Origin of the sequence: Cryptosporangium phraense (assembly GCF_006912135.1) — a bacterium.
GTDB classification, from domain to species: Bacteria; Actinomycetota; Actinomycetes; order Mycobacteriales; family Cryptosporangiaceae; genus Cryptosporangium; species Cryptosporangium phraense.
The window spans coordinates 391,228-415,764 of the sequence record NZ_VIRS01000001.1; the positions used below are offsets into that span (position 1 = coordinate 391,228).

23 protein-coding genes and 1 pseudogene are annotated in these 24,537 nt (G+C 72.7%); 10 read left to right on the plus strand and 14 right to left on the minus strand.

The annotated features are described in order from the left end of the window. Positions 1–11: 11 nt before the first annotated feature. A complete protein-coding gene (locus FL583_RS01780; protein WP_142702635.1) occupies positions 12–1,568 on the plus strand; it encodes an acyl-CoA synthetase in 1,557 nt (518 codons plus the stop codon). On the opposite strand, the gene FL583_RS01785 is transcribed toward FL583_RS01780, so the two are convergent. After that, on the minus strand, positions 1,565–2,029 hold the full coding sequence (locus FL583_RS01785) for a serine O-acetyltransferase (RefSeq protein ID WP_205751772.1): 465 nt from the start codon (positions 2,027–2,029) through the stop codon (positions 1,565–1,567). The genes FL583_RS01780 and FL583_RS01785 overlap by 4 nt on opposite strands. Positions 2,030–2,226: 197 nt before the next feature. Further along, positions 2,227–2,580, minus strand: a complete 354-nt coding sequence (locus tag FL583_RS01790) for a DUF1304 domain-containing protein (protein ID WP_142702636.1) — start codon at positions 2,578–2,580, stop codon at positions 2,227–2,229. Positions 2,581–2,676: 96 nt separating this feature from the next. On the opposite strand from FL583_RS01790, the pseudogene FL583_RS42760 reads away from it, so the two are divergent. From FL583_RS42760 to FL583_RS01800, 3 genes and pseudogenes are all read left to right on the plus strand, one after another. After that, positions 2,677–3,678: pseudogene (locus tag FL583_RS42760) on the plus strand (sensor histidine kinase); the annotation flags it as partial. Positions 3,679–4,860: 1,182 nt separating this feature from the next. After that, positions 4,861–5,541 carry a response regulator gene (locus FL583_RS42765; protein ID WP_420843111.1) on the plus strand — a complete coding sequence of 227 codons (681 nt, stop codon included), beginning with the start codon at positions 4,861–4,863 and terminating at the stop codon, positions 5,539–5,541. A 134-nt stretch (positions 5,542–5,675) separates the two neighbouring features. Beyond that, positions 5,676–6,221, plus strand: a complete 546-nt coding sequence (locus FL583_RS01800) for a hypothetical protein (protein WP_142702638.1) — start codon at positions 5,676–5,678, stop codon at positions 6,219–6,221. 237 nt (positions 6,222–6,458) lie between these two features. Here the strand turns inward: FL583_RS01800 and FL583_RS01805 are convergent, their stop codons facing one another. Beyond that, positions 6,459–7,175 carry a TetR/AcrR family transcriptional regulator gene (locus FL583_RS01805; protein ID WP_142702639.1) on the minus strand — a complete coding sequence of 239 codons (717 nt, stop codon included), beginning with the start codon at positions 7,173–7,175 and terminating at the stop codon, positions 6,459–6,461. Between the two features lie 105 nt (positions 7,176–7,280). On the opposite strand from FL583_RS01805, the gene speB reads away from it, so the two are divergent. After that, complete coding sequence (gene speB / locus FL583_RS01810; protein WP_142702640.1) at positions 7,281–8,300, plus strand: agmatinase; 1,020 nt, start codon at positions 7,281–7,283, stop codon at positions 8,298–8,300. Positions 8,301–8,397: 97 nt separating this feature from the next. Further along, the gene (locus tag FL583_RS01815; protein WP_142702641.1) at positions 8,398–9,279 is read left to right on the plus strand and encodes a zinc-binding dehydrogenase; all 882 of its coding nucleotides are present in this window, start codon (positions 8,398–8,400) and stop codon (positions 9,277–9,279) included. A gap of 151 nt (positions 9,280–9,430) precedes the next feature. On the opposite strand, the gene FL583_RS01820 is transcribed toward FL583_RS01815, so the two are convergent. Genes FL583_RS01820 through FL583_RS01850 form a run of 7 tightly spaced genes read right to left on the minus strand, consistent with a single transcriptional unit; the run spans position 9,431 to position 16,667 of the window. Further along, a complete protein-coding gene (locus tag FL583_RS01820) occupies positions 9,431–10,684 on the minus strand; it encodes an amidohydrolase family protein (protein WP_142702642.1) in 1,254 nt (417 codons plus the stop codon). Further along, the gene (locus FL583_RS01825; protein ID WP_142702643.1) at positions 10,681–11,415 is read right to left on the minus strand and encodes a creatininase family protein; all 735 of its coding nucleotides are present in this window, start codon (positions 11,413–11,415) and stop codon (positions 10,681–10,683) included. The genes FL583_RS01820 and FL583_RS01825 overlap by 4 nt, the downstream gene beginning before the upstream one ends. Next, positions 11,412–12,710, minus strand: coding sequence for an FAD-binding oxidoreductase (locus FL583_RS01830; RefSeq protein ID WP_205751773.1), 1,299 nt, complete (start codon positions 12,708–12,710; stop codon positions 11,412–11,414). Before FL583_RS01830 ends, FL583_RS01825 begins: the two co-directional genes overlap by 4 nt. Beyond that, positions 12,707–13,858, minus strand: a complete 1,152-nt coding sequence (locus FL583_RS01835; protein WP_205751774.1) for a substrate-binding domain-containing protein — start codon at positions 13,856–13,858, stop codon at positions 12,707–12,709. The genes FL583_RS01830 and FL583_RS01835 overlap by 4 nt, the downstream gene beginning before the upstream one ends. 9 nt (positions 13,859–13,867) lie before the next feature. Further along, positions 13,868–14,701 carry an ABC transporter permease gene (locus FL583_RS01840; RefSeq protein ID WP_142702644.1) on the minus strand — a complete coding sequence of 278 codons (834 nt, stop codon included), beginning with the start codon at positions 14,699–14,701 and terminating at the stop codon, positions 13,868–13,870. Then, positions 14,698–15,429 carry an ABC transporter ATP-binding protein gene (locus tag FL583_RS01845; RefSeq protein WP_142702645.1) on the minus strand — a complete coding sequence of 244 codons (732 nt, stop codon included), beginning with the start codon at positions 15,427–15,429 and terminating at the stop codon, positions 14,698–14,700. Before FL583_RS01845 ends, FL583_RS01840 begins: the two co-directional genes overlap by 4 nt. Next, positions 15,429–16,667 (minus strand): amidohydrolase family protein, encoded by a 1,239-nt coding sequence (locus FL583_RS01850; protein WP_142702646.1) that lies wholly within the window; start codon positions 16,665–16,667, stop codon positions 15,429–15,431. Before FL583_RS01850 ends, FL583_RS01845 begins: the two co-directional genes overlap by 1 nt. 96 nt (positions 16,668–16,763) lie before the next feature. Here FL583_RS01850 and FL583_RS01855 point away from each other — a divergent pair, with 96 nt between their 5' ends. Together FL583_RS01855 and FL583_RS01860 are read left to right on the plus strand one after the other, a co-directional pair. Further along, on the plus strand, positions 16,764–17,297 hold the full coding sequence (locus FL583_RS01855) for a helix-turn-helix domain-containing protein (protein WP_142702647.1): 534 nt from the start codon (positions 16,764–16,766) through the stop codon (positions 17,295–17,297). Positions 17,298–17,319: 22 nt separating this feature from the next. After that, positions 17,320–17,727 carry a hypothetical protein gene (locus tag FL583_RS01860; protein ID WP_142702648.1) on the plus strand — a complete coding sequence of 136 codons (408 nt, stop codon included), beginning with the start codon at positions 17,320–17,322 and terminating at the stop codon, positions 17,725–17,727. Here FL583_RS01860 and FL583_RS01865 read toward each other — a convergent pair. From FL583_RS01865 to FL583_RS01875, 3 genes are all read right to left on the minus strand, one after another. Then, on the minus strand, positions 17,724–18,668 hold the full coding sequence (locus tag FL583_RS01865) for a glycoside hydrolase family protein (protein WP_205751775.1): 945 nt from the start codon (positions 18,666–18,668) through the stop codon (positions 17,724–17,726). The genes FL583_RS01860 and FL583_RS01865 overlap by 4 nt on opposite strands. 140 nt (positions 18,669–18,808) lie before the next feature. After that, positions 18,809–19,732 carry a glycoside hydrolase family protein gene (locus tag FL583_RS01870; RefSeq protein WP_170323435.1) on the minus strand — a complete coding sequence of 308 codons (924 nt, stop codon included), beginning with the start codon at positions 19,730–19,732 and terminating at the stop codon, positions 18,809–18,811. Positions 19,733–19,806: 74 nt separating this feature from the next. Then, positions 19,807–21,018, minus strand: coding sequence for an NAD(P)/FAD-dependent oxidoreductase (locus FL583_RS01875; RefSeq protein ID WP_142702650.1), 1,212 nt, complete (start codon positions 21,016–21,018; stop codon positions 19,807–19,809). Between the two features lie 97 nt (positions 21,019–21,115). Here FL583_RS01875 and FL583_RS01880 point away from each other — a divergent pair, with 97 nt between their 5' ends. Next, the gene (locus tag FL583_RS01880) at positions 21,116–21,823 is read left to right on the plus strand and encodes a Stk1 family PASTA domain-containing Ser/Thr kinase (RefSeq protein WP_142702651.1); all 708 of its coding nucleotides are present in this window, start codon (positions 21,116–21,118) and stop codon (positions 21,821–21,823) included. 747 nt (positions 21,824–22,570) lie between these two features. Here FL583_RS01880 and FL583_RS01890 read toward each other — a convergent pair. Continuing rightward, a complete protein-coding gene (locus FL583_RS01890; RefSeq protein ID WP_205751776.1) occupies positions 22,571–23,725 on the minus strand; it encodes an esterase-like activity of phytase family protein in 1,155 nt (384 codons plus the stop codon). Positions 23,726–23,827: 102 nt separating this feature from the next. On the opposite strand from FL583_RS01890, the gene FL583_RS01895 reads away from it, so the two are divergent. Further along, positions 23,828–24,526 carry a hypothetical protein gene (locus FL583_RS01895; RefSeq protein WP_142702653.1) on the plus strand — a complete coding sequence of 233 codons (699 nt, stop codon included), beginning with the start codon at positions 23,828–23,830 and terminating at the stop codon, positions 24,524–24,526. Positions 24,527–24,537 lie beyond the last annotated feature (11 nt).

Here is a 24,537-nt window from a genome sequence, read left to right on the forward strand (position 1 = left end):
ACGATGCAGCGATGGACATCGTCGCCCAGGCTCGGCAGCACACGCTCGGTGACCTCCCCCGACGCTCGGCGCGCCGGTTCGGGAGCAAGACCGCGATCATCGACGGCGACACCCGCCTGACGTTCGCCGAGCTGGACGCGGTCGTCGACCGCACCGCCGCCGGGCTCGACGCGGCCGGGCTGGAGAAGGGCGACCGGCTCGCGCTGCTCTCGCACAACTGCTGGCAGTTCGCGGTGCTCCAGTACGCGACCGCCCGCCGGGGCGTCGTCCTCGTCCCGATCAACTTCATGCTCGGGCCGGACGAGATCGCCTACGTCCTCGACCACAGCGGCGCGGCCGCGTTCGTCGTCGAGGACGCCCTGACCTCGACGGCGGAGAAGGCGATCGCCGCGTCGGCCGGCACCGTGACGCACCGGTTCGCGATCGGTGACGGCCAGCCCGGCTGGCCCAGCGTCACCGAGCTCACCGACTACGACGGGCCGCAGCCGCCGGACGTGCTGGTCGCGGACGACGACCCGACCCGGCTGATGTACACGAGCGGCACAGAGTCGCGTCCGAAGGGCGCGATCCTCACCAGCCGGGCGCTGCTCTGGCAGTACGCGAGCTGCGCGATCGACGGCGAGATGACGTTCGACGACATCGAGGTGCACTCGCTGCCGCTCTACCACTGCGCGCAGCTGGACTGCTTCCTCAACGTCGACGTCTACACCGGCGCGACCAGCGTCATCCTGCCCGCCCCGGCGCCCGCGGCGATCCTGCGGGCGATCGAGGAGCACGGGGCGACGAAGTTCTTCGCCCCGCCGACCGTGTGGATCGCGTTACTGCGCTCGCCCGAGTTCGACAGCACCGACCTCTCCACGCTGCGCAAGGGCTACTACGGCGCATCCCCGATGCCGGTCGAGATCCTGCAGGAGCTGTCCCGGCGCCTGCCGGACGTCCGCTTCTGGAACTTCTACGGCCAGACCGAGATGGCTCCGCTCGCGACGATCCTCCGGCCCGACGAGCAGATCCCGCACGCGGGATCGGCCGGGCGTCCGGCCATCAACGTCGAGACGATCGTGGTGGACGAGGCTGATCAGCCGGTGCCGGTCGGCGTCGTCGGGGAGATCGTGCACCGGAGCCCGCACGCGACCCTCGGCTACTACCGGGACGACGAGAAGACCGCCGACGCGTTCCGCAACGGTTGGTTCCACTCCGGGGACCTCGGGGTGTTCGACGCCGACGGGTATCTGAGCGTCGTCGACCGGAAGAAGGACATGATCAAGACGGGCGGGGAGAACGTCGCCAGCCGTGAGGTCGAGGAGGCGCTGTACCAGCACGCGGGGATCGCCGAGGTCGCGGTGTTCGGCATCGACCATCCGTACTGGGTGGAGGCGGTGACCGCGGTCGTGGTCCCTCGAGAGCCCGGTCTCGATCCGGACGAGGTGCTGGCGTTCGGGAGGTCGGTGCTGGCCGGGTTCAAGACGCCGAAGTACGTGGTGATCGCGGAGGCGTTGCCGAAGAATCCGAGCGGGAAGATCTTGAAGAGGGAGCTCCGGGCCCGGTACGGCCACCTCGGCCAGAGCTAGCCGACGGGCGTCTCGGCCGGGGCCTCGTAGCTGAAAAGGGTCAGATCGACCGGGTTCACGACGTCGGGTAAGCAACCGCTCTTGACGACCTCCGACGGGTTGCCCAGCACGATCGAGTGCGCCGGGACGTCGTGCGTGACCAGCGCGCCGGCCAGGATCCGGGAGCCTCGTCCGACGCGGACTCCCCCGGTGACGACCGCATTCGGTCCAATCCAGACCTCGTCCTCGATGACCGGATAGCGGGTCGTGCGGGTGCCGTCGGGAGCGATCGAATCGGCCTGGCCGATCGTCACGCCGTGGAAGAGCGTGACGTTGGCGCCGATCGTCGCGCCCGGGCTCACGACCAGACCCCAGCCGTGCTGGATCGCCAGCCCCGGCCCGATGCGCGTCGCCGCGGGCAGGTCGGCCGCGCCCCGGCCGGACGTGTACCGGTGGGCGATCCGCGCCGGCAGTAGGGCCACGCGCGCGAGCCCACCGCGGCCGGCCAGCCGCTGAATCAGGCGCAAAGTACAGGTCATCCGGAAAGTGCGACTCCGGACGAATAGTTTCAGCATTCCCGAGCGCCCGAAATCGCCATTGATCCGGAATGCGTCAGCGTCAGCCGGTCGGAGGGTGCGCATATCGGGTCCCTTTAGCCTTGTGCATTGTTGGCGGAAATTTACCCCGCTAGTAGCACCGCTACCAGGGCCAGCGCGGCCGGAACCGTCTGCACATAGAGAATTCGGCGGCTGACCGTGAGCGCGCCGTAAATGCCCGCCACCACCACACAGAGCAGAAAGAACACCGCGAACGAGAAATCGTCGGCGATCAGGCTCCAGATCAGGCCGGCGGCCAGGAATCCGTTGTACAGCCCCTGGTTCGCCGCGAGCGTCGCACTCTCGGCCGCGAATTCCGGCGTCGTGCCGAACGTCCGCTGCCCGCGCGGCCCACGCCAGAGGAACATCTCCAGCACGAGGATGTACACGTGGATCACCGCGACCACGCCGACCAGGACTTTCGCTGCTAGTTCCACAGCGCCGGAGCGTACGGTTCCCGCCCGTCCGGGTGAATAGCGGGGATCCCTCGCGCGGGCGAGGTTTCTGTCGGGGGTGCCGTGCACACTGGATCGGTGCCGGCCCGGTACCGCGTCGATCTCCTGGTGGCCGCGTTCGTCGCGGTGCCGGTCACCGGGCAGCTCGTCAGCGCCTCGGACGTCACGGTGTTGGGCGTGCTGCTCAACGCCGGCACGGTGGTGCCGCTGGTCTGGCGAAGGCGGGCTCCGTTCGCCGCCGCGCTGGCCGTGTTCGCGGCCGGGCTGCTCGCCTCGGCGTACGCCCGGCCCGGGCAGATGCTGCAGTACGGCGCGCTCGTCGCCGGATATACGGTCGCCGACCTGGCCCGGCACCGGTGGCAGCGGTGGGGCGTGCTGGTCGGGCAGTGTCTGTTGATCCCGCCCGGCGCGATCTGGATCAAGCACAACACGCTGCCCGAGTTCCTGTTCACGATGCTGCTGCCGATCGCCGCGTGGCTGCTCGGCACGCTCGCCCGGGCGAATCGCGAGCGGAGCGACGCGCTGGCCGCCCGTGCGTCCGATCTGGAGCGTCGGCTGGCCGCCGACGCCGCCCGCGCCGCCGCGGAGGAGCGCGCCCGGATCGCGCGCGACATGCACGACGTGCTCGCCCACGCGGTGAGCGTGATGGTCGTGCAGGCCGAGGCCGGTCCGGTCGTGGTCCGGTCCGACCCCGAGCGCGCCGAGCGCGCCTTCGAGGCGATCGCGGCCGCCGGCCGCGATGCGATGGTGCAGCTCCGCCGCTCCCTGGGCGTTCTCAAGGCCCATTCGGACGTCGCTGAGCTCGCGCCGCAGCCGACGGTCGCCGCGATTCCCGACCTGGTGGCGCGAGTCAGCGCGACGCACCTGCGGGTGACGACGGAGGTGACAGGCGCGCCGGTGCCCCTCCCGCCGGACGCGGAGCTGGCCGCGTACCGGATCGTCCAGGAGGCGCTCACGAACGCGGTGAGACACGCCTCCGCGAGGGCGGTGGAGATCCGGCTCGACTGGGAGCCGGGCGGCCTGAAGGTGTCCGTCCGAGACGATGGCCAAGCGGTGTCATCGAGCGCCGGACCGGTCGCCAGGGGCCGCGAGCCGACCGCAGCGAGCGCCCGGGAGATCGGTGCGTCCGAGGCGAGCCCGGCCGGAGCCGGGGCCGGGGTGGCCGGGGCGGCCCGGGCCGGGTTAGCCGGGGCCGGCGGGGATGCAGCCGGGGTCAGCGCGGCTCGGGCGGAGGTGGCCGGTGCGCCTCAGGCGGGGGTGGCCGGCGCGGCTTGGGCGGAGGTGGCCGGGGCCGGCGCGGCCGGAAGGGATGTGGCCGGGGCGGGCGCGGCCGAAAGGGATGCGGCCGGAGTCAGCGCGGCTCGGGCGGGTCTGGCCGGGGCCGGCGCGGCCGAGGCGCGCACGGTCGGCACCGGTGCGATCGACAGGGATGCAGCCGGGATCGGCGCGGCTCGGCCGGGTGCGGCCGGGGCCGAGGCGGGCATGGTCGGCGCCGGTGCGGTCGGTATGGATCCGGTCGCGGTTGGCGCGGCAGCGGTCGGCGCTGGAAGGCTCGGTGGTCGCGGCGGGATCGGACAGGGGCTGATCGGGGTGCGGGAGCGCGCGGCGGCGTGCGGCGGGTGGGCATCCGCCGGGCCGGCGGAGGGCGGTGGGTTCGTCGTTCGGGCCTGGCTTCCCGCGCTTCCTTCCCGCGCCACCACCGAACCAGTCCCCCCGGGCGCGAACCCCCGCGCCGCCAGTCACCACCACGCCGGCCGACACCCCGCTAGCCCTAGCCGCATCACCAGTCATCACCACGCCGGCCCCCACCACCTCGTCCGTCACGGCGGCGCCGTCCGCTTCCGCCACGTCCTCCACCGCCACCACCCCCGCCGCTTCGACCCCCGCCACCAGCGCGACCGCCACCACCGCGACCGCTGCCACCACGCCCGCCACCAGCGCGCTCGCGAACCCCACGGTCACCGGCACCACCGCAACCGCCACCACCAGCAGCACGACCGGCGGCAGCACGACCGCCGGCAACGCGGCCACCGGCACTACGCCCACCACCAGCACCGCGACCGTCGGCACAGCGACTACCACCAGCACGGTCGCCAGCGCCGTACCCGGCGGCACCGCGACTGCCGGCACCCCCGCCACCAGCGCGACCGCCAGTACCGCGACGGCCGGCGGCGTGGACGGTGGGGCGGCGGGCGGGGCTTTCGCGGGGCCTCGCTTTGGGGTCTTGCCGGGTGGCTCGGGTCGGCGCGCCGGAGGTCGGGGGTGATTCGGATCGTGGTGGCGGACGATCAGGAGCTCGTGCGCAGCGGGTTCGCGATGATCCTCGAGGCTCAAGCGGACTTCGACGTCGTGGCCGAGGTCGGCGACGGGGGCGCGGCCGTGGCAGCGGCACACGACCTCTCCCCCGACGTCGTCCTGCTCGACGTCCGGATGCCCGGGATGGACGGGCTGCGGGCCGCGCGCCGGATCTGCGCGGAGACGACCGCGAAGGTCGTCATGCTGACGACCTTCGACCAGGACGACTACGTGTACGACGCGCTCTACGCGGGCGCCAGCGGGTTCCTCCTCAAGGATCTCCGGCGCGACGACCTGGTGCACGCGGTCCGGGTCGTCGCCTCCGGCGAGGCGCTGCTGGCGCCGACCGTGACGCAGCGGCTGATCGCGGACGTCGTCCGGCAGCGCGCGGCCGGGGTGGTGACGCCGCACCGCCTGGATGCGCTGACCGCTCGCGAGCGGGAGACCTTACTGCTCCTCGGGCGCGGGCTCTCGAACGCCGAGATCGCGGCGGCGCTGGTGGTCAGCGAGCACACGGTCAAGACGCATGTGAGCAGCGTGCTGGGCAAGCTCGGTCTGCGGGACCGGATCCAGGCCGTGATCGCCGCGTACGAAACCGGCCTGATCGTGCCCGGCAGCGCCGCCAGCGACTCGGCCGCCGACAGCTAAGCCGCCAAGAATTCAGCCGACAAGAACTCGGCCGACGAGAACTCAGCCGACCAGGACTCAGCCGCCGGAGGGATCCGTCCAGATGGCTCCTGACGGCGATGTGGACGCGCCCGCCGCCCGCCGACGATCGGGCCATGTACATCGCTGCTCCACTGCTGCTGCTCGCTTACGGCGTCATCCGGCTGATCGACGGGCGGGACGGGGCCCACGGACCGGGCCCGGCCTGGACTACCGGCCACCTGCTGTTCCTGGCCTCCTTACTGATCTTCGGACTCATCGCCCTGGACGTGCGACGCCGACTGAACACCGTTCCGGGGGCGGTCGCGGCGGCCGCGACCCTGGTCGGACTGATCGCGTTCGTGAAGACCGTGGTGATCGACATCGTGGTCGGGCTCCGGGCCTCCGATCACGAGGCCATGCACGCGGTCCGGGAACAGTACGAGTCCGGGGCCGACCGCGTCGTCGACCCGCTGTCGCCGCTGTTCCCGATCGGGCTGGCCGTGCTGTTGGTGCTGCTGGCGGTGTCCCGGCGCGTCCCGTGGTGGAGTCCGGTTCTTGCCGTGTGCGGCTTCTGTTCGATCGTGGCGACGCTCGATCTGCTGCCGGTCGCCGCGATGCTTCTGCTCGTCGCGCTGGTACCGCTGGCCCGGGAGCGCACACCGGCCGCCGTCACCCGCTGAGCACGGCCGTCATCGCCCGCCCACGCCGACTCCCCGCGCCTGCCCGCCGTGCACGCCGACCAGGAGCGCCCCTCCGGCCGTGCCCGCGTGTCCCCCACGCCCGCGGCGCCGGCCATGCCCGCGCCTTCCGCCACGGCCGCCTCCCGCCTCGTGAGGGAGGCGCCCACCTCCCACCGCGCGGAGAAGGCGCCCGCCTCCCGCCCGCGCCGGCCGACGCGCAGAAGAAGGCCTCCGCCTTCAGGGGCGGGCCGACGCCTTCGGGGCGCGGCGGCGGCGCGCGATCGGCGCCCCCTCCACCGAAGCGGACGACGGCGCCGCCGCCGGCGCCGGCGGCAACGGCGGCAACGGCTGGAACGGCAACTCCCCCTCATACCCCACCGCCAACGCCAACTGCCGACCAGCCAACCGCCGAGCCCTCCCCACGCTCAACCCCGGATCACCCGCCGAAAGCCTCGTCGCCAGGCCCCCCAGCAGCGCCAATGCGACCGTCGCCACGTCGTCCGGATCGCACCCGGAGAACTGACCCTCTTCCAGTCCCGACGCGACCGCGGCGGCGAGCGGCCGCAGCAGGCGGTCGTTGAGCGCGGCGAGGCTCCGGGCGAGTTCCGGCGAACCGGACGCGCGGTGCTCGAGTTCGGCCCAGAGCCGCCACTCCAGCACGTCCTCGGGTGTCAGCGGCAGTCCGAAGTCGATCAAATCGGCGAACCGCTGGTCGGCGCGGGTCCGCCGGGCGTCGGCGGTGCGGTGCTCCAGGCGGCGCTCGGCGGCGCTGAGCGACTGCGCGAGCGCGTCGGTGAGGAGCTGCGCCCGGGACGCGAAGTGGTAGTGCAGCAGCGCGGTCGACACTCCGGCGCCTTGGGCGATGTCGGCGAGCCGCACGCCGTCGAATCCGTCGCGGGCGATGAGCTCCAGCGCCGACTGGAGAATCCGCTCCCGTGCGTCACTCGTGCTCATAAGTCGAGCTTCTCACGCACGTAAACCTCTGGTTTCTCCTCTTCCCTTCCGCCGCCTCCGCGCCGTAGTCTCTGACCTGATTTTAAAGTCAGGAAGGGAAACCTCGTGCCCCGCTACGGATCGATGTTCGGCCCCGACGTCACGTTCCTCGGCGTCGACCGCTGCGCGCTCGACGAGCCCGAGTCCTACGCGGACGCCGACGTCGTCGTCCTCGGCGCGCCGTTCGACGGTGGCGTCAGCCACCGGCCCGGCGCGCGCTTCGGCCCGCAGGCCATCCGCACGACCGACTACAACCCGCACGACGGTTCCCGTCCGTCGCTGGCGCTCCGCGTCGATCCGCTGCGCGATCTCCGGGTGATGGACGCCGGCGACGTCGAGACGTTCGCCGGTGACATCGACGGGAGCCTGAAGGCGATCGAGAACGCGGTGGCGACGATCGCGACGAGTGGCGCGGTGCCGGTGATCCTCGGCGGCGATCACACGATCGCGTTACCGGACGTGACCGGCGTGGCCCAGCACCACGGGTTCGGCCGGGTCGCGGTGCTGCACTTCGACGCGCACGCCGACACGGGGGACGTCGAGTTCGGGCACCTGCACGGGCACGGGCAGCCGATGCGCCGGCTGATCGAGTCCGGGGCGGTGCGCGGCGACCGGTTCATCCAGATCGGGCTGCGCGGGTACTGGCCCGGGCCGGAGACCCTCGACTGGATGGCCGACCAGTACATGCGCTCGTACGAGATGGGCGAGATCGTCGCCCGGGGGCTCGACACGGTGCTCGCCGAGGCGTCGCGGCTCGCGCTCGACGACTGCGACGCGGTGTTCCTGTCGGTGGACGTGGACGTCGTCGACCCGGGGATGGCGCCGGGCACCGGGACGCCCGAGCCGGGCGGGCTGACGTCCCGGCAGTTGCTGGACGCGGTCCGGCGGCTCAGCCTGGAGTTGCCGATCGCCGGGCTGGAGGTCGTGGAGGTGTCGCCGCCGTACGACCACGCCGAGGTGACCGCGTTCCTCGGGAACCGGATCGTGCTCGAGGCGCTGTCCGGGATGGCCGCCCGCCGCCGGGGTGCGGCGTGGGACCCGACCCGCCCGCTCTTGGACGGCCGGGGCACCCGCCCGCCGCGCTGAGTCCGGTCGAGGTGATCGGTCGTGCTCGACACCGGGCCTACGGCCCGAAGGACGGCGCTTGACCTTGACGCTCGGGTGAGGGTCGAGCATCTCCCTCATGCGGACGAGGGAAGTGCGGCTCGCGGGGCCGGACGAGTTGGTCGTGGTCGAGACGGAGTTGGCCGAGCCCGGGCCGGGGCACGTGCTGGTGCGCAACCGGTGGATGGCGCTCGGGGCGGTGATGCGGACGCTGCTCGACGGCACCGGTCCGCTGCCCGGGTACCGGGTCGGTGAGCCGCTGTTCGGGAAGGCCGTCGGCGAGGTGATCGCCGGGGACGGCGCGCCGGTCGGGACGCTGGTGAGCCACGGTCTCGGGTGGCGGGAGCACGCGATCACCGAGCGGTTCGAGATCGTCGAGCCGGGCGCCGAGCTGCGCGCGTTGTCCAGCGGGTTCGTCGCGTACGGGGCTCTGCGGGCGGCCGGGCTCCGGAGCGGCGAGACCGTGTACGTGTCGAGCGTGGCCGGCGCGGTCGGGAGCACGGCGGCGCGCCTGGCCAAGGCGCTGGGGGCCGCCCGGGTGGTCGGGAGCGCCGGAACGCCGGAGAAGGTCGCGGCGCTCACCGCCGCCTTCGGCTACGACGAGGCCTTCGACCGACAAACCGAAACCCGCCCGGCCGACATCGACGTCGCCATCGACCTCGTGGGCGAGCCTCCGGTCGCCGCGATGCGCCCCGGCGGGCGCATCGCGCTGGTCGGAGCCCTCGCGCAGCAGCTCGGCGGCGCTACCCCGGCACCGCTCGACCTCCTCGGCGTGATCGGCCGAGGCGTGACCATGGTCGGGCTCGACCTGGCCGCCCATCGCCACCTCGAACCCGAGTACCGCACGCTGGCGGTCGACCCACCGCACTCCGTGGTCCACGGCCTGGACGCCGCCCCGGACGCCCTGCGCGGATTGTTCGCGGGCCGGTTCACCGGCCTCGTCGTGATCACGCTGGGATAGTCGGAGGCGTGCACATCGGCGAACTCGCGCGCTCCACCAACTCGACGCCCCGGGCGCGCCTCGCTGCGCGCACGCATCGACGCGTACACCGCGCTCCACGACCGAATCGCCGATCGGCTAGAACAACCCCCCGGCTAGAACAACCCCCCGGCTAGAGCAGACGGCGGAGGTTCCGGGCGATCTCCACGTCGTCGGCGGTCACCAAGCGGTAATCCCGCACGACCACCCGCCCACCCACCACCACGTGCCGAGGCCGCCGCCCCGGATCGGCCCACAACAATCCCGCCACCGGGTCCGCCACCCCCGCGTCGGCCACCCCACCCACGTCCCAGCACGCGAAATCCGCGGCCGCGCCCACCGCCAGCGACCCCAGCTCCGCGCGCCCCAGGCCGGCCGCCGAGCCGGCCGTAGCCCAGGACAGCACCTCCCGCGCCGCGACGGCCCGCCCGGCCAGCGGCGCCACCTGCATCGCCAGGCGCGCGTCGGCCAGCAGGTGACCCGCGTCGTTCGAGCCGCCTCCGCTGGTTCCCAATCCCACCGCCACCCCGGCGTCGGCCAGCGCCGCCATCGGCGCCACCCCCCAGCCCATCGGCAGGTCGCACCCCGGGGCGTGCGTCACGCTCACCCCGGCGTCCGCGACCCGCCGGACCTCCGGTCCGGTGATCCCGCACAGGTGCGCGAGCGTGACGTCGGGCGCGAGCCAGCCCCACTCCTCCAGCAGGTCCAGCGGCCGCCGCCCGTACCTCTCCTCCGCGATCTCGACGTCCACCTGCTCGTTCGCCTGCGTCCGCCGCCGCAACCCGTACTCGGTGGCAACCTCGGCCAGCGCGGCGAACGTCTCCTTCGAGTCGCTGTGCACGCCCGCGGGCCCGACCGCCACCTGCACGTCGGGCAGCGCCGTGACCAGCGCCGCCGCCGACTCGGCCGCCCGCGCCGGGTCGTCCCCGGCGCTCCCCCGCACGAACACCAGACGCGCGCCGAGCGCCCGGGCCGCCGACGCGACCGCGCCCGCCACCTCGAGATCCGCCGACACCGACGAGCCCAGCCAGGTCAGCTGGTGATCGGCCACCGTGGTCACCCCGCGCAGCAGCGACTCGGCCAGCCCCACCGACGCCGCCGCCCCGGCCAGTTCGGGCGTGATCCCGGTCCGCCGGTACGCGGCCCCCATCACCCCGAGCCACTCGCGCATCGGCACCCCACGCGTGCCCGGCAACGTCCGGAAAGCACTCTGCAGCAGGTGGTGGTGCGCGTTCACCAGCCCGGGCGTGATCACGCACCCGTCCGCGTCCAGTACCTCGTCGTCCGCCACCGCGTCCGAAAAGACACCCGTCACCGGATCGCACGTCAGCACCCCCGTGCGTTCGGAGAACGCATCCCAGAGGCGCACCGCGCCGACGACCCTCACGACGGACGGAACCGCTGGGCCTCGCCCAGCACGGACGCGATCGTGCCGACCGCGGTCTCGAACAGCTCCTTACCGTGCGCGGCGGTCGCGGTCGACGCGTCCCCGAGGACGCCGTCGGAGTTGAAGTCCGACGACAGCCAGCCGAAGCTCACCGGCTTGCCGAACCCGATGTGCTCGTAGTCGGCCAGGTGCTCGGGCACCCACCGCCGGGCGTGCTCCATCTTCACGAGATCCGGACGCAGGTGCAGCATGATCGACGTCTCGGAGTGCCCGCCGTGAATGCCCAGCCCCCGCTCGTCCGGAGGAGCAGAGAGCCCGGGGTGGGCCAGGAACGTCTGCAAGCCGAACTCCCGACGCAGCTCCCGGCAGGCCACGGCCGCCAGCGCCGAGTTGCCCCCGTGCGCGTTCAGCAGCACCAACCTGCGCGCCGGGGTGGTCGCCAGCGATCGTCCGATGTCGACCAGCGTGCGCATCAGCGTGTCCCACGACACCCAGATCGTGCCCGGCGACCACGCGTGCTCGTCCGACTTCGTGTACGAGAGCGCCGGGAGCAGCAGCGTCTCCACCTCGGCGGCCTCGACCGCGGCCGAGGCCACCGACGACGCCACGGTCAGATCCGTCGACACCGGCAGGTGCGGCCCGTGCTGCTCGATCGAGCCCAGCGGCAGCACGATCACGGTGTCGGGGTCGAGCGCGCCGAGCTCGGGCCCGGTCCGGTCGATGAAGTTCATGCCAGCTTCCCCGGGTTGAGCAGCCCGCGCGGGTCGACCCGGGGCGCGACGGCCCGGATCACCGGCAACTGCCGGTCGACGTACCACTGGTGCGGGCTGTGCACGGCGACGCCCATCGCCTCCAGGCCTTCGATCCCGGCGAGCACCTGCTCCTCGTCGACGTAGTCCGCGACGATCATCGCCTGCACCCCGCGATGCCCCAGCTCCAGGTGGAACAGCACGTGGGGCAGCAGCGAGCGGATCGCGTCCGGAGCCTGCCAGAGCGGGTCACCGGCGCTCTCCAGGTGGAAGCACCGGTACCCGGACTGCTGCAGAAAGTAGACCGGGTGGTTGTACGACATGCCGGAGAGCAGGTCGGTGGCCTCGACCCCCTCGACGACGGCCGAGACCGTGCCGCCGAGGTCGTACGCCAGGTCACAGGCTTCGGTCACGGTGTCGGCGGGCAGGATCGCCCGGACGCTGATCCGGTCGCGGTCCACGTACGACGACGGCAGGTGCGCGACGAGCGGCACCTCGTCCATCGACGCCAGCCGCGGGCCGAACGCGCGCAGCCCCCGCAGGATCGTCGTCCCGGTCGTGTAGTCGTCGGCCGCGAGGTACACCGCCCGCCAGTCCCGGGCCGGTTCGGTCGCCAGCGTGAGCGACGTCAGGATGCCGGTGACCCCGTAGGCGTGGACGTACGGCAGCGCTTCGACGCCGTCCGCCGTGAAGGTCGACGAGCTCCCGTCGCACGGCGCCACGGTCAGCGAGCGGACGTACCCGTCGTACGTGGTGCCGTGCTCGATCGTGCCGGTGCCCGCGCTCCCGCCGCCGACGAACCCGCCGGCCGTGGAGCCCTTCGTCGACGGGAACATCCACAGGTCCTGCCCGGCCGCGCGCACCGCCGCGTCCACGTCGGTGAGCTTCGCGCCCGGCTCGACCCGCACGAACCCGTCGCCGACCTCGAGCACCCGGTTGCAGCGACGGAGGTCGAGCACCGCGCCGCCGGCGAACGGCGTCGCCTGGCCGTAGTTGCCGGTCCCGGCGCCGCGCGGGGTGATCGGGACCCCGGTCTCGTAGGCGGCGGTCAGGATCCGCGGGACGTCCTCGGCCGACTCGGGAGCCACCACGAGCTGGGCCGTGTACCGGCCCGGCGGCAGCTTCTCCTGCAGCACCGGCGACATCCTCGACCAGTCCGAGCTGAGTTTGATCAACTCGGCGGCGTCGGTCCGGACGAGCTCCGGGCCGACCGACCGCACGAAGTCGGCGATCTGCAACGCGGTCGGCGTCGCCGGTAGCGGTGCCTTCGTGATCACAGCTTCACCGCGGGATCGAGGAACTGGGTGTCGACGATGTCGGCGGCCTTCAGCCCGGCCTTCGGCGTGCCGCCGCTGGCCTGCAGCAACGGCGCGAACGTGTCGATCGACTGCTGCACCCGGGCCGGGTCCATCCCGCCCAGCGGCCCGCTGGCGTCGTTGGTCACGATCTTCAGGTCGGCCATCTCCTTGGCCGCGTAGTCGGCGACGCCCTTCGAGTAGGTCCAGCCGTCGTTGTACTTGGTGACGACGTCCGTGATGAGCTCGTTCGTCGCCGACGGATCCTTCAGGTAAGACACCTGGGCCTTCTGGAGGATCGGCACCAGCTTCTTCAGGCAGGCCGCGTTCTTCTGCAGATCGCCGCTGCGCACCGAGAGTGGCTCCGGGTAGACGTTGTAGCCGACGTCCGCGAGCAGCTGGTACGAGACCGGCTTGCCCCAGGCCGTCACCTCTTTCTCGTAGATGTACGGCTCGGCCGTCGCGAAGCCCTGCTGGGCGATCTTCGGGTCGCCGACGAACCGGGCCGGGGCGCCGTCGTAGCTGGTGTCGATCTGCGACTTCTTGATCAGGCCCTTCTTCACCAGCAACTCGGCGTAGAGCGTGCCCTCGGAGACGACGATCGTGACGTTCTTCTTCCCCAGATCGGCCACGGTCTTGACGTCCGGGTGGCTCTTCGGGTCCCACATCAGCATCTGCGGGCTCTTGTTCAGCGGCGCGACGACCGCGGTCACCGGCTGCTTTCCGGACGCCGAGATCGCCTGGTCGGTGGTGATCGAGCCGAGCAGGATCGTGGGGTCGACGTACATCTGGGACGTCACCGACTGGAAGCCGATCGCCGAGCCACCGGCGCGCACCTCGATGTCGACGCCGGTGTCGACGCCGTCGCTCACCAGCGGGCCCTTGACCCGCTTCTTCGCGGTGTCGACCGTGTAGCCGCCGCCGATCAGCGCGTATGCGGCGCTGTGCTCGGCCTCCGGTTCCCAGTCCATCTGGACGACGACGGTCGCCGGGCAGACGCCGGACAGGTCCTGGGCCGAGCCGGTCGCCGCCGCGGTGGCCGTGTTCTCGCCGGTGCCGGCGGAGTCGCTTCCAGAGGAGCAGGCGGCCAGTAGCGAGAGCAGGAGTCCGGCGGTGATGAGTCTCTTCATGGGGGTCTCCTAGCGAGAAGTGCCGTACCAGCGGCCGACGACGGCCCGGTCGAGCGCGGTGAAGACGGCGAAGATCGCTACGCCGAGGAACGAGGCGAGGAAGATCGCGCCGATCAGGTCCTCGGACTGCAGCCGCGACCGGTAGGTGTCGAGCAGGCCACCGATGCCCGGCTCGCCCTGGCGGAAGAACATGTCTCCGACGACCGCGCCGATCACCGCCAGCCCGGCCGACGTCCGCAGGCCGGTGAAGATCGACGGCACCGCGGCCGGGAGCTGGAGCAGCACCAGCCGCTGCCACCGGCTGGCCTTGTTCAGCGTGAACAGGTCGTGCGCGTCCCGGTCGGCCGAGTGGATGCCGAACAGCGTGTTCGAGATCATCGGGAACAGCGCGATGATCACGCAGACGATCACCCGGCTGGTGAATCCGAACTGGAACCACAGCCCGATCAGCGGCACGATGGCCAGGATCGGCACGGTCTGGATGATCACCGCGTACGGGAAGATCGCCCGCTCGAGGAAGTCGGCCTGGCTCATCAGCACCGCGGTGAGGATGCCGAGCACCACCGCGATGCCGAGCCCGGTGAGCGCCACCCTGGTCGTCAGCGCGAGCGCTTCGAGCTTGGGCTGCAGGTGGACCGGATCCCCGAACGCGACCCGGACCACCTCGTGCGGTGGCGGCAGCAGGAACCGGCGCTGCTCGCTGAGCACCAGGTACGTGACCGCGTACCAGAGGCCCAGCCCGCCGGCCAGCGCGACCAGCACCGGCAGCACCGACCGGGTCAGCCGGCGCTTCTTCCTCGGCGTCGTGACCGGCCGGGTCTCCACCAGCGTGGCGGTGCTCATGAGTGGTGCCCTTCCAGAGCGTGCGAGACCTCGCCGGTCAGCGCCGCGAACTCGGGCGTGTAGCGCAGTTCGGGCGAGCGCGGATGCGGGAACGGCACCGGGATCTCGGCCGCGATCCGGCCCGGGCGTCCGGTCATCACCACGACCCGGGTCGAGAGGTAGACGGCCTCGCTGACCGAGTGCGTGATGAACAGCCCGGCGAAGCCACGCAGCTCGAACAGCCGCTGCAGTTCGGTCTGCATCCCGAGGCGGGTGATCTCGTCCAGCGCGCCGAACGGCTCGTCGAACAACGCCAGCTGCGGGTCCGCGACCAGCGCGCGGGCCAGCGACACCCGCATCCGCATCCCGCCGGACAGCTGCCGCGGGAGGGACTTCGCGAAGTCGGCCAGGCCGACGAGGGCCAGGGCCTCAGCGGCCTGCTCGGTCCGTTCCTTCTTGGGGACGCCTTTCAGCCGGCCGACGAGCGCGACGTTGCCGAGCGCCGACCGCCAGGGCAGCAGCGTCGGATCCTGGAACACGAAGCTCGTGGTGTCGGCGGTGACGTCGACCGTGCCGTCGGTCGCCCGGTCGAGCCCGGCCGCGAGCCGCAGCAGCGTGCTCTTGCCGCAGCCCGAGGGCCCGACGACGGCCACGAACTCCCCCGGCCGGACCGACAGATCGACGTTGCGCAGCGCGGTGACGCCGGTGGCGAAGACCTTGCTGACGTCCCGGAAGTCCAGGGCTGACATCACACCTCCTGGGGCTCGCGGGTGAGCGCGGTGGCCCGCTCGACGCGGGTGCTGGCCAGCACCGTGCCGCCGCGCAGCACGACCCGGGCGTCGCCCGGCCCGGCCACGATCGAGGTGAGGCTCTGCGCCGGGACCAGGACCAGGTCGGCGACCGAATCGGCGTCGGGCAGGCCCAGAACCCGGCGGACCCCGCCGGTGACCGCCTCCAGGGCTTCCCCCGGATGCACGTGCGCGGCCGCCACCAGCAGCGACGCGGTCTCCAGCGGATCGCCGCGCCCGACCGCGTTGAACGGGTCACGCAGGTTGTCGCCCCCGGCCGCGACCTCGATCCCGGCCTCGAGCATGGCCCGGACCGGTGCGATCGCCCGCGGTACCGAGTGCCGGCGGTCGCGCCCCTGGAGGAACAGGTTGGTCTGCGGCAGCACGACGATGCCGATCCCCGCCTCGGCGACCTTGTCGAGCGTCGTCGCCAGGCGCTCCGGCGGCAGCAGCGAGAGCCGGACGCAGTGGCTGGCCGTGACCCGCTGCTCCAGCCCGCGGGCCAGCACCTGGCGGGCGAGATCCTCCAGGTCGAGCCCGTGCAGGTCGAGCGCCTCGTCGGTGTGCAGGTCGACCGGTAGTCCGGACCGCTCGGCGACGTCGAGCAGCCGGGCGGTCTCGGCGGCCGGATCGTCGGCCAGGTGCGGGACGCCGCCGATCCCGTCGACGCCCTCGGCGACCGCGGCCTCGATCACCGGGAGCGGGGTGGCGGGCGAGATCAGCGGGATCACCTGCACGGTCATCCGGTCGGCGACCTCGTCCCGGAGTTCGAGCACCGCGCGCAGGCAGCGGAGCGCGTCGCCGTCCGGGGGGACGTCCACGTGGGTCCGGATCGCCGTGACGCCGGCCGCCGCGTACTGCGCCAGCGCCCGCTCGGCCCGTTCCCGGACGTCCGGCCCGTTGATGTCCGGGAGCATCCGGTGCCACTGGTCGACGGCGTCGAGCAGGCTGTTGAGCCGGCTGGAGCCGCGGTCGACGGTGAGCGCCTTGTCGAGGTGGGCGTGCGGTTCGCCCAGGGCCGGTAAGACGAGCCACCCGGTGGCGTCGACGACCGCGCCGGGCATCTCCGGTTCGGCGTCCGCGGCCGCGGCGGCCCGGCCGTCGACGATCTGCAGGTCGACGGTCTCCCCGGCCAGGGTCCGGACGTCGCGGAGCAGCGCGACGGGCTCGCCGGGGCGGAGTGCGGAGGGATCGAGCACGGCAACTCCCCTGCGAGAATGTTGACCGGGTGAACATCGGCGAGGCTAAGCACCGAATGTTTCAACGCGTGCACGACGAGATTTCCGGGGGGACCCATGCGCCAGGCGAGCCCGCAGGCCCGCGCCGTCGGTGAGGTGATCCGCCGTCGGCGGCGCTCTCTCGGGCTGACGTTGGTGCAGGTCGCCGCGGTGACGGGGCTGTCCCACCCGTTCCTGAGCCAGCTCGAGCGCGGGCGGACGCGGGGCAGCATGCGGTCGCTGTTCCTGGTGGCCGAGGCGCTGCACACGTCCCAGCAGGCACTGTTGGCCGAGGCGACACCGGACGTCGAACTACCGGTGGACGACGACGGGGGCTCGGCCCGGTTGCTGGCCGAGGTGCCGGGGCAGTTCGCGCTGACCGAGTTCCGGTTGCTGCCCCGGGAGTTCGGCCAGTTCTTCCGGCACGAGCACGCGGAGATGCTGTACGTGGCGGCGGGCGTGGTGGAGGTGGAGTTGCCGGCCGGGCGATCGGTGTTGCGGGCCCGGGACGTCCTGGAGTGGGGCGGTGGGGTGCCGCATCGGTGGCGGGGGGCCGGGCCCGGGGAGTCTGTGGTGCTGGTGACTCATACTTTTGGGCGTATTGTGGGGTAAATGCCGTTTATCGGGGGTTGGCATGTCGTACGACGAGTTCCACTTCCCAGCGCGCCCGTCGTTCTTCGATCGGGCCGAGCCGCCGGTGCCGGTCGAGGCCGAACTGGTGCCGGCGGCCCCGGCCCGCCCGGCGGTCTACCACGCTCAGAGCACCCGCCTCGACCGCCCACGCCCCGCTCCCCCGATGCCGGCCCCAGCTCCGGCCCGCCCGGCCCGGGCCTACCCGGCTCCGGCCCGGCCGGTGGCCGCGCGTCCGGCGTCGGCCTGGCCTCAGCCCGCGTCGGCCCGGCCGGTCGAGGCCGCGGACGCGCCGACGGCCGCGTGGCGGCCGGTCGGGGGTGAGCCGACCTACGTGCCGGTACCGGTCGTCGTGCCGATCCTGGTGATGCCGGTCAGCATCCGGGTCAGCGTCGAGTTCCGCTGGTTCTAACCGGCCGCGCGGTAGGCGTCGCCCATCGGCGTCTTCGACCCGTCCTCGTTGTACAGCGTCGTCCCGGCCTGGCCGCCCTCCTTGGGCGGCGAGAACTTGAACCACGAGTACCGCTCGACGAACGACAACCCGTCCATCATCGCCGTCGACGCCTTCACGAACGCCACCTGCTCCTCCGGCGACGCCACCTCCGCGCCGTTCGAGAAGTTGATCAGCGCGTACTCGGTGAGCCAGATCGGCTTGTGCCAGCGGTCCCACGTCCGCTGCAGGTACCGCTTCAGCTGCTCGACCGCGTTCGACGTGTCGAAGTCGCCGCCGTACCAGTGCAGCGCGATGAAGTCGACGCGGTACCCGCGGCTCTTCGCGCCCTGCATGAACTGGTCGAACCAGCTCCCGTCGTCGGCCGCCCCGAACGCCGGAGCCGGCGAGCCCAGCCGCATCCCGGTCGCCTGCAGCTTCGGCCAGAGGTCGAGCGCGGCCGACGGCGACAGGTTCGACTGGCTCTCGAAGTCCGGCTCGTTGAACCCGAGCAGCGTGTCGCCGCGCCCCTTCACGGCGGCCAGCGTCTCGTCGTTCGCCAGCTTGGCGCCCCAGATCATCGGCACGAACTGGACGCCGGCCGGCGCGGCGATGCCCTGCGGGGACGCGTCCCAGTCGTAGTACCAGGTCACACCGGAGTCGGCGAGCGAGGACCGGACCGCGCCGAACGGGTTCAGCGCGGCGCCCTTCTTGCTCGACACCGACCGGTGCGTTCCGCGCGACGACGACGCGCGCGGCGACGGGCTCTTGCCGGTGCCCGACTGCGCCGGCCCGATCGAGACCCGCGGCTGCGCCGACGACGTTCCGGACGGCCGCACCGGCACGCCGTTCGCGTCGACGACCGCCGCCACGTCACGGTCGGGGCCCGACGCGAGCGCCCACCCGCCCACGCTGAGCGCCACCACAGCGAACCCGGCGCACACCGCGAGAATCAGGCGGGCGTGACGCGGGGGCGGGCGCCGGTGCGAGGGTCTGTGTGAGGGCGACACCCTACTAGTCTCCGTTACCGGCGTGCACGCGGGTCACGCGGCCCCCACAACTATCAGCCCGCATCGCGGTAGGCGTCCCCCATCGGCGTGGTCGAGCCGTCGTCGTTGTAGAGCGTCGTCCCGGCCTGGCCGCCCTTCTTGGGCGGCGAGAACTTGAACCACGAGTACCGCTCGACGAACGACAGCCCGTCCAGCATCTCGGTCGACGCCTTCACGAACGCGACCTGCTGGTCTTCCGACGCGACGTCGGCCCCGCCGTTGGCGAAGTTGATCAGCGCGTACTCGGTGAGCCAGATCGGCTTCTGGTACTTGTCGTAGACCGCCTGCAGGTACTCCTTGAGGCCCGCGACCGCTTCCTCGGTCTCGAAGTTTCCGCCGTACCAGTGCAGCGCGATGAAGTCGATCTTGTACCCGCGCTCCTCCGCGCCCTTCATGAACTCGTCGAACCAGCTGCCGTCGTCGGCCGCGCCGTTCGCCGGGGCCGGGCTGCCCAGCCGCATGCCGGTCGCCTCCAGCTTGGGCCACAGCTCGAGCGCCTCGTCCGGCGTCATGTTCGACTGGCTCTCGAAGTCGGGCTCGTTGAACCCGAGCAGCGTGTTGCCCTCTTTCTTCACCGCGGCGAGCGTCTTGGGGTCGTTCGCCGCCTTGTCGCCCCAGATCATCGGCACGTACTGCACGCCGGACGGTGCCTTGATCCCCTGCGGGGATCCGTCCCAGTCGTAGTACCAGCTCACGCCGGAGTCCTTCAGCGCCTCGGTCACCGGCCCGAACGGGTTGAGCGCGGCCCCCTTCTTCGTGTTCAGCTGGGCCGCGGCCGTCGGAGCCGAGCTCGCGCCGGGTTTCGCCCCGTCCGAGTCGTCGTCGGAGCCGGACGCGACGATCCACCCCCCGATGCTGAGGGCGGCGACCGCGACGACGGCACACACCACGATGATCAGGACATTGGGGCGTCCCGGACGCCGATGAGAGGGTGGCACACGGCTATTCTCCGGTACCGCGTCTACCACCGTCACCCGGGCCAGTCAGGAATAAGGTTCCGCACACAGAGCTGTTACGTGAGCTCGGCCAGCGGCACCGACGGATCGGTCAACCGGGCCTTCTCGACGCTCGCCCGTCCGTTCACCAGCTTCCAGATCGCGTCGCCGTCGTCCCACGCGTTCGCGTTCAGCACCGCCTGCACCGCGCCGTCGACCAGCCAGAACGCGTACCACGACCCGGCCGGGTCGGCCCCGCGCACGACGACCTCGGCCGACGCCCCCGGCTCCACCCAGCCCCGGTACTCGAACCCGAGCTCGTACTGGTCGGAGAAGAAGTACGGCGCCCGCGTGTAGGGCTCGGACGAGCCGGTCAGCGCCTTTCCGAGGTACTGGCCGTGCTTCGCGGCCACGTCCCAGTGCTCGACCCGCACCGGCTTCCCGTACCGCGGATGGTCGACCGCGGCGATGTCCCCGGCCGCCCAGATGTGCGGGTCCGACGTCCGCAGCGTCGACGACACCGCGACTCCCCCGGCCGCCTCGGCCAGGCCCGCGGCCCGGGCCAGGTCCAGCCGCGGGGCGACGCCGACCGCCTGGACGACCAGCGACGCCTCCACCACCCGATCCGCCAGCACGACCCCGTCCGCGGTCACCTCCCGCACGTCCGCGCCCAGCGTGACGGCGACGCCCTGGGCGCGGTGCAGGTCGAGCAACCGGGCGCTCACCTCGTCCGAGCCCAGGATCGAGAGCAGCCCGGGCGCCTTCTCGACGATCTCGACGTCGCAGCCGTGCCGGCGCAGCGACGCGCCGACCTCGCACCCGATCCAGCTGCCGCCGATGATCGCCACCCGCCCGCCGGCCTCGGCCGCGCGCCGGATCGCCAGCGAGTCGTCGAGCGTCCGGAGCGTGTGCGCGCGGTCGGACCCCGGGATCGACAGCCGGCGCGGCTCGGAACCGGTCGCCAGCACCAGCGACTCGTAGCCCAGCACGTCGCCGTCGTCGAGCGTCACGGTCCGCGCGGCCGCGTCGATACCGGTCGCGCGCCGGCCGGACCGGAACGTGATGTCCTGGGCGGCCCAGGCGGAAGCGTCGCCGTCGGCCAGCACCCAGTCGGGCTGGTCGCGTTCGCCCTGCATGACCTGCTTGGAGAGCGGCGGCCGCTCGTACGGGGCTTCCTTCTCGTCGCCGACCAGCGTGACCGGCCCGTCGTAGCCGTTCTCCCGCAGCGCGAGCGCGGCGCTGCCGCCCGCCAGGCTCGCCCCGATGATGAGCACTCCCCGACCCGCCATGACGCCACCTCTCTCGACGACCGCTGTGACCCACCCTGCCACTACCCGGACAAGGGGTCCCGCGGCTCGCCCCGTCGATACACACTGGAGGTGAGCGATGACTATCCGTGGGGGCGACATGAGTTTCGGGCAGCCGCGCCGATTTCCCCGTCCGGAGCGGCGGGCACCGTGGGGGCTGATCATCGTCATGGCGATCGTCCTCACGGTCTGCTGCTTCGTCGGGCTGCTGTTCGCGACCGTGCAGCGCATCGGCGGCGACGACGACCCGTCGTCACCGGCGTCGGCCGCCGCGGCGCCGTCGGGCTCGGCGGCGCGCGGTCCGGTCTCCGTCCCGACCCTCGTCGGTAAGCGCCTTCCGGACGCCGAGCAGCGGCTGACGTCCGTCGGTCTGGACGCGCACGTGGTGGACGCGACGGGCCGGAACCGGGTCGTCCTCTCGCGCGAGAACTGGATCGTGCGGTCGCAGGACCCGGCGGCCGGGCGGAAGGTCGCGGCCGGATCGAAGATCACGCTGCGGGTCAGCAAGCCCACCGACGTCGCGTCCACCCAGGCCCCGGTCGACGGCGTGATCCCGGACGTCGTCTGCCGTGACCTGCAGGCGGCCCAGGACGCGATGCAGGCGGCCGGGTTCTTCGTGCTCGACTCGGTGGACGGTACCGGGAAGGGGCGGCGGCAGCTGGTCGATCGCAACTGGGTAGTGACCGGGCAGTCGGTGGCCGCGGGTACCCGACCGGTGCGCTCGACCCGCGTGCTGCTCACCGTCGTCAAGATCAGCGAGTCCACCGACCGTTGCGGCACCAGCTAGGACGTCCCCGCCCATGACGCGGCCACCCACCGCGCGTCCGCCGCGACCGGATCCGGTGGCCGGTCCGACCGGGCCCGGTCCGGACCGGCGCGCCGCAGCGGCGGACGGCGTCCGCTCGCGCAGCGGGCTGGTCCTGACCGGCCCACCGCACGCCCCCCGCGACCGCCGCCCCGAACCCCCGACCGGACCCGTGGCCGGTCCCGATCGGGCCTGTCCGGACGGGCGCGCCGCAGCGGCGGCTGGCGTCCGCTCGCGCAGCGGGCTGGTCCTGACCGGCCCACCGCGCGGCCCCCGCGACCGCGACCCCGGGCCCCCGACCGGATCCGACGGCCGATCCGATCGGGCCCGGTCCGGACCAGCGCGCCGAGGCGGCGGCCGGCGGCCGTTGCGGCACCGGCTAGCTCGTCCCCGCCACGACGCGGCCGCCCACCGCGTGTCCGCCGCGACCGCGACCCCGGCCCCCCAACCGGAACCCGTGGCCGATCCGATCGAGCCCGGTCCGCACCGGCGCGCCGCAGCGGCGGCCGGCGTCCGCTCGCGCGGCGGGTGATCGCCGGACGCGGCGGGGCACCCGTGGTCCTCGACCTCACCCTTCTCACCGGTCAGGTCAATCTCCCCGTTGGCCGGAACCCTGCATCCGCGTCGGCGACCCGGGCGCCGGCCGACGGGGTCGGCCACCGTGTGCGGCGCGGCCGGGCCGGGTCGGCGGGCGGCCGCCGTCGTCGGCTCCGTCTGGTCGTGCGAGTCTCAGGCGCCGGAGAGGGCTAGGGCTATCACCTGGGTCTGTTGGATCCAGTTGAAGTTGTCGTCGGTGACCAGCACCACCGACTTGCGGCCGTCAGGCAGATCGGGGCCCAGCGTCACGCCCTCAACGTTGTCGACGTGGCCGCGGGTGTCGTCGAGGTCGAGCAGCAGGGTCTTGCGCATCGGGACCGCTCCCCCGAGCGAGCGGGACAGCACGTTCGTGGCGCCGTTGGCGTCGGCCAGGTAGATCCGGACCTTGATCCGGAAGCGGTCGGGCACCGCGGCCCGCTCGATCGTCAGAAAACGCCCGCCACCCAGCGCGACCAGGTCGGACAGCCCGTTGGTGGCGCTCCGGTCGGCCTCGCGAGGCGCCAGGAACAGCGGCTCGAGCGGGTACGCGTACTGGGCGTCGGGGGCGTCCCCGGTGTACCGGGTCACGCGGGTGAGCGCCCCGGCCCGCGCGGTGGGGTTCGGGCCGTCCTGCAGCAGCGGGTCCTCCATGGCCACGTAGAGCTGGCGCCCGTCCGGCGTGAACGTCACCCCCTCCAGCGCCTGGTTGCGCCGCGGACCCCGACCCGGCGCGATGCGCAGCGACTTCGGGATCGGCAGCTCCCGGACCCGAGCACCGCCCGGGGTGGCCACCCGCACGGCCGGGTTCGCGAGAACGTCGGATCGCTCCCCCTCGTCCACCCAGTAGAGGTTGCCCGAGCGGGGGTCGACCGCGATCCCCTCGGGATCGGGAGGCGCGTAGCCGTAGCTCAACGGCGGGTAGACCGAACCGTCCCGGCGGAGCAGCGGCTTCGTTCCGGTCAGGCGGGCGCGGACCGACCCGGTCGGACCGATCGTGATCGCGGCCGTGTAGAAGCGGGCCGGGCTCCGTTCGGACCGGTCGTCGCTGATCACGTAGTAGCGGTCGTGCTCGCGGTCGAAGCTGATGCCGGAGAGACCGCCGACGGCCGTGCCCTGGAAGTCCGACGAGCGGGGGATCGTGGTGGACCCGAGATATTCGAGCTCGAGCCGGGCGGCGGCCGGCGTGCTCGGGGCGGCCGACGGCGCCCGGTCGTCCGGGTCGGCCCGGTCGGCATCGCTGCGGCACGCGGCCGTTGCGAGCAGCCCCGCCAGGGCGAGGGCCGCCGCCAGTCCCGCCCGGATCCGCACCCCTGCCAGCCTACGAAGAACCGGCAAGTGGGGTGCAACCGGGACCGGAACGTCGGCGTGTCGTGTGTGTACGGACGACCGGATGAGACGGGGACACCGACCATGGGCTCAGTACGACGAACGCACCTGCTCGCGGGGGCCGCGGTGGCGGCGGCGCTGATAGCACTGCCGGCCGCGGTCGCGTTGGCGACCGTTGGCGACGACGACGCCGAGGCGGTGATCCGCGTCCAGCCGATCACCGACGCGACCGGCTCACCCGCCGCGGCGACCGGCTCGACGTCGAAGAAGCCGTTCTTCTGGGCCGGCGCCACCCTCGACCTGCCCTGGACCGACGCGCCGTTCCTCAGCGACGGCGGCAGTTGCCCGGGCGGCCGGATCACGTTCATCCCGAACACCGACCCGGCCAACCCCGGCCGCGGCGACGCCAGCCGTCCGGGCTACGAGTACCACCTCGGGGTCGCGGCCACCGCGGACGTCACCCGCGACGGGCGGCCCGACGACCTGATCAGGCTGTCGTGCGACCCGGCCGACCGGATCGAGGGCGGCTGGACGTTCTGGTACCTCTACAGCGTCGTCGACGGGAAGCCGGTGCTGCGCGACTTCGTCACGTCGGCCGAAGCCAAGGCCAACGCGACCTGGAACGTCGCCTCGATCGGCGCGCGGCGCGGCGCGATCGACACCGAGATGACCGCCGACGGGGCGCCGGGCCTGCAGAAGCGGGTGTTCCGCTGGACCGGCCGCGAACTGGTGCCGGACAAGCCGCTGGCCGGTCACCCGGAGGCCGACACCGCCCCGCGGTAATTCCCTACTCC

What these genes read in the sequence shown, in the direction of transcription:
- FL583_RS01780 (WP_142702635.1), top strand. Translation starts at nt 12, where the DNA reads ATGGACATCGTCGCCCAGGCTCGGCAGCACACGCTCGGTGACCTCCCC.
- FL583_RS01800 (WP_142702638.1), top strand. Translation starts at nt 5,676, where the DNA reads ATGTACATCGCTGCTCCACTGCTGCTGCTCGCTTACGGCGTCATCCGG.
- FL583_RS01805 (WP_142702639.1), bottom strand. Translation starts at nt 7,175, where the DNA reads ATGAGCACGAGTGACGCACGGGAGCGGATTCTCCAGTCGGCGCTGGAG.
- FL583_RS01815 (WP_142702641.1), top strand. Translation starts at nt 8,398, where the DNA reads ATGCGGACGAGGGAAGTGCGGCTCGCGGGGCCGGACGAGTTGGTCGTG.
- FL583_RS01825 (WP_142702643.1), bottom strand. Translation starts at nt 11,415, where the DNA reads ATGAACTTCATCGACCGGACCGGGCCCGAGCTCGGCGCGCTCGACCCC.
- FL583_RS01835 (WP_205751774.1), bottom strand. Translation starts at nt 13,858, where the DNA reads ATGAAGAGACTCATCACCGCCGGACTCCTGCTCTCGCTACTGGCCGCC.
- FL583_RS01840 (WP_142702644.1), bottom strand. Translation starts at nt 14,701, where the DNA reads ATGAGCACCGCCACGCTGGTGGAGACCCGGCCGGTCACGACGCCGAGG.
- FL583_RS01845 (WP_142702645.1), bottom strand. Translation starts at nt 15,429, where the DNA reads ATGTCAGCCCTGGACTTCCGGGACGTCAGCAAGGTCTTCGCCACCGGC.
- FL583_RS01855 (WP_142702647.1), top strand. Translation starts at nt 16,764, where the DNA reads ATGCGCCAGGCGAGCCCGCAGGCCCGCGCCGTCGGTGAGGTGATCCGC.
- FL583_RS01860 (WP_142702648.1), top strand. Translation starts at nt 17,320, where the DNA reads ATGTCGTACGACGAGTTCCACTTCCCAGCGCGCCCGTCGTTCTTCGAT.
- FL583_RS01875 (WP_142702650.1), bottom strand. Translation starts at nt 21,018, where the DNA reads ATGGCGGGTCGGGGAGTGCTCATCATCGGGGCGAGCCTGGCGGGCGGC.
- FL583_RS01880 (WP_142702651.1), top strand. Translation starts at nt 21,116, where the DNA reads ATGACTATCCGTGGGGGCGACATGAGTTTCGGGCAGCCGCGCCGATTT.
- FL583_RS01895 (WP_142702653.1), top strand. Translation starts at nt 23,828, where the DNA reads ATGGGCTCAGTACGACGAACGCACCTGCTCGCGGGGGCCGCGGTGGCG.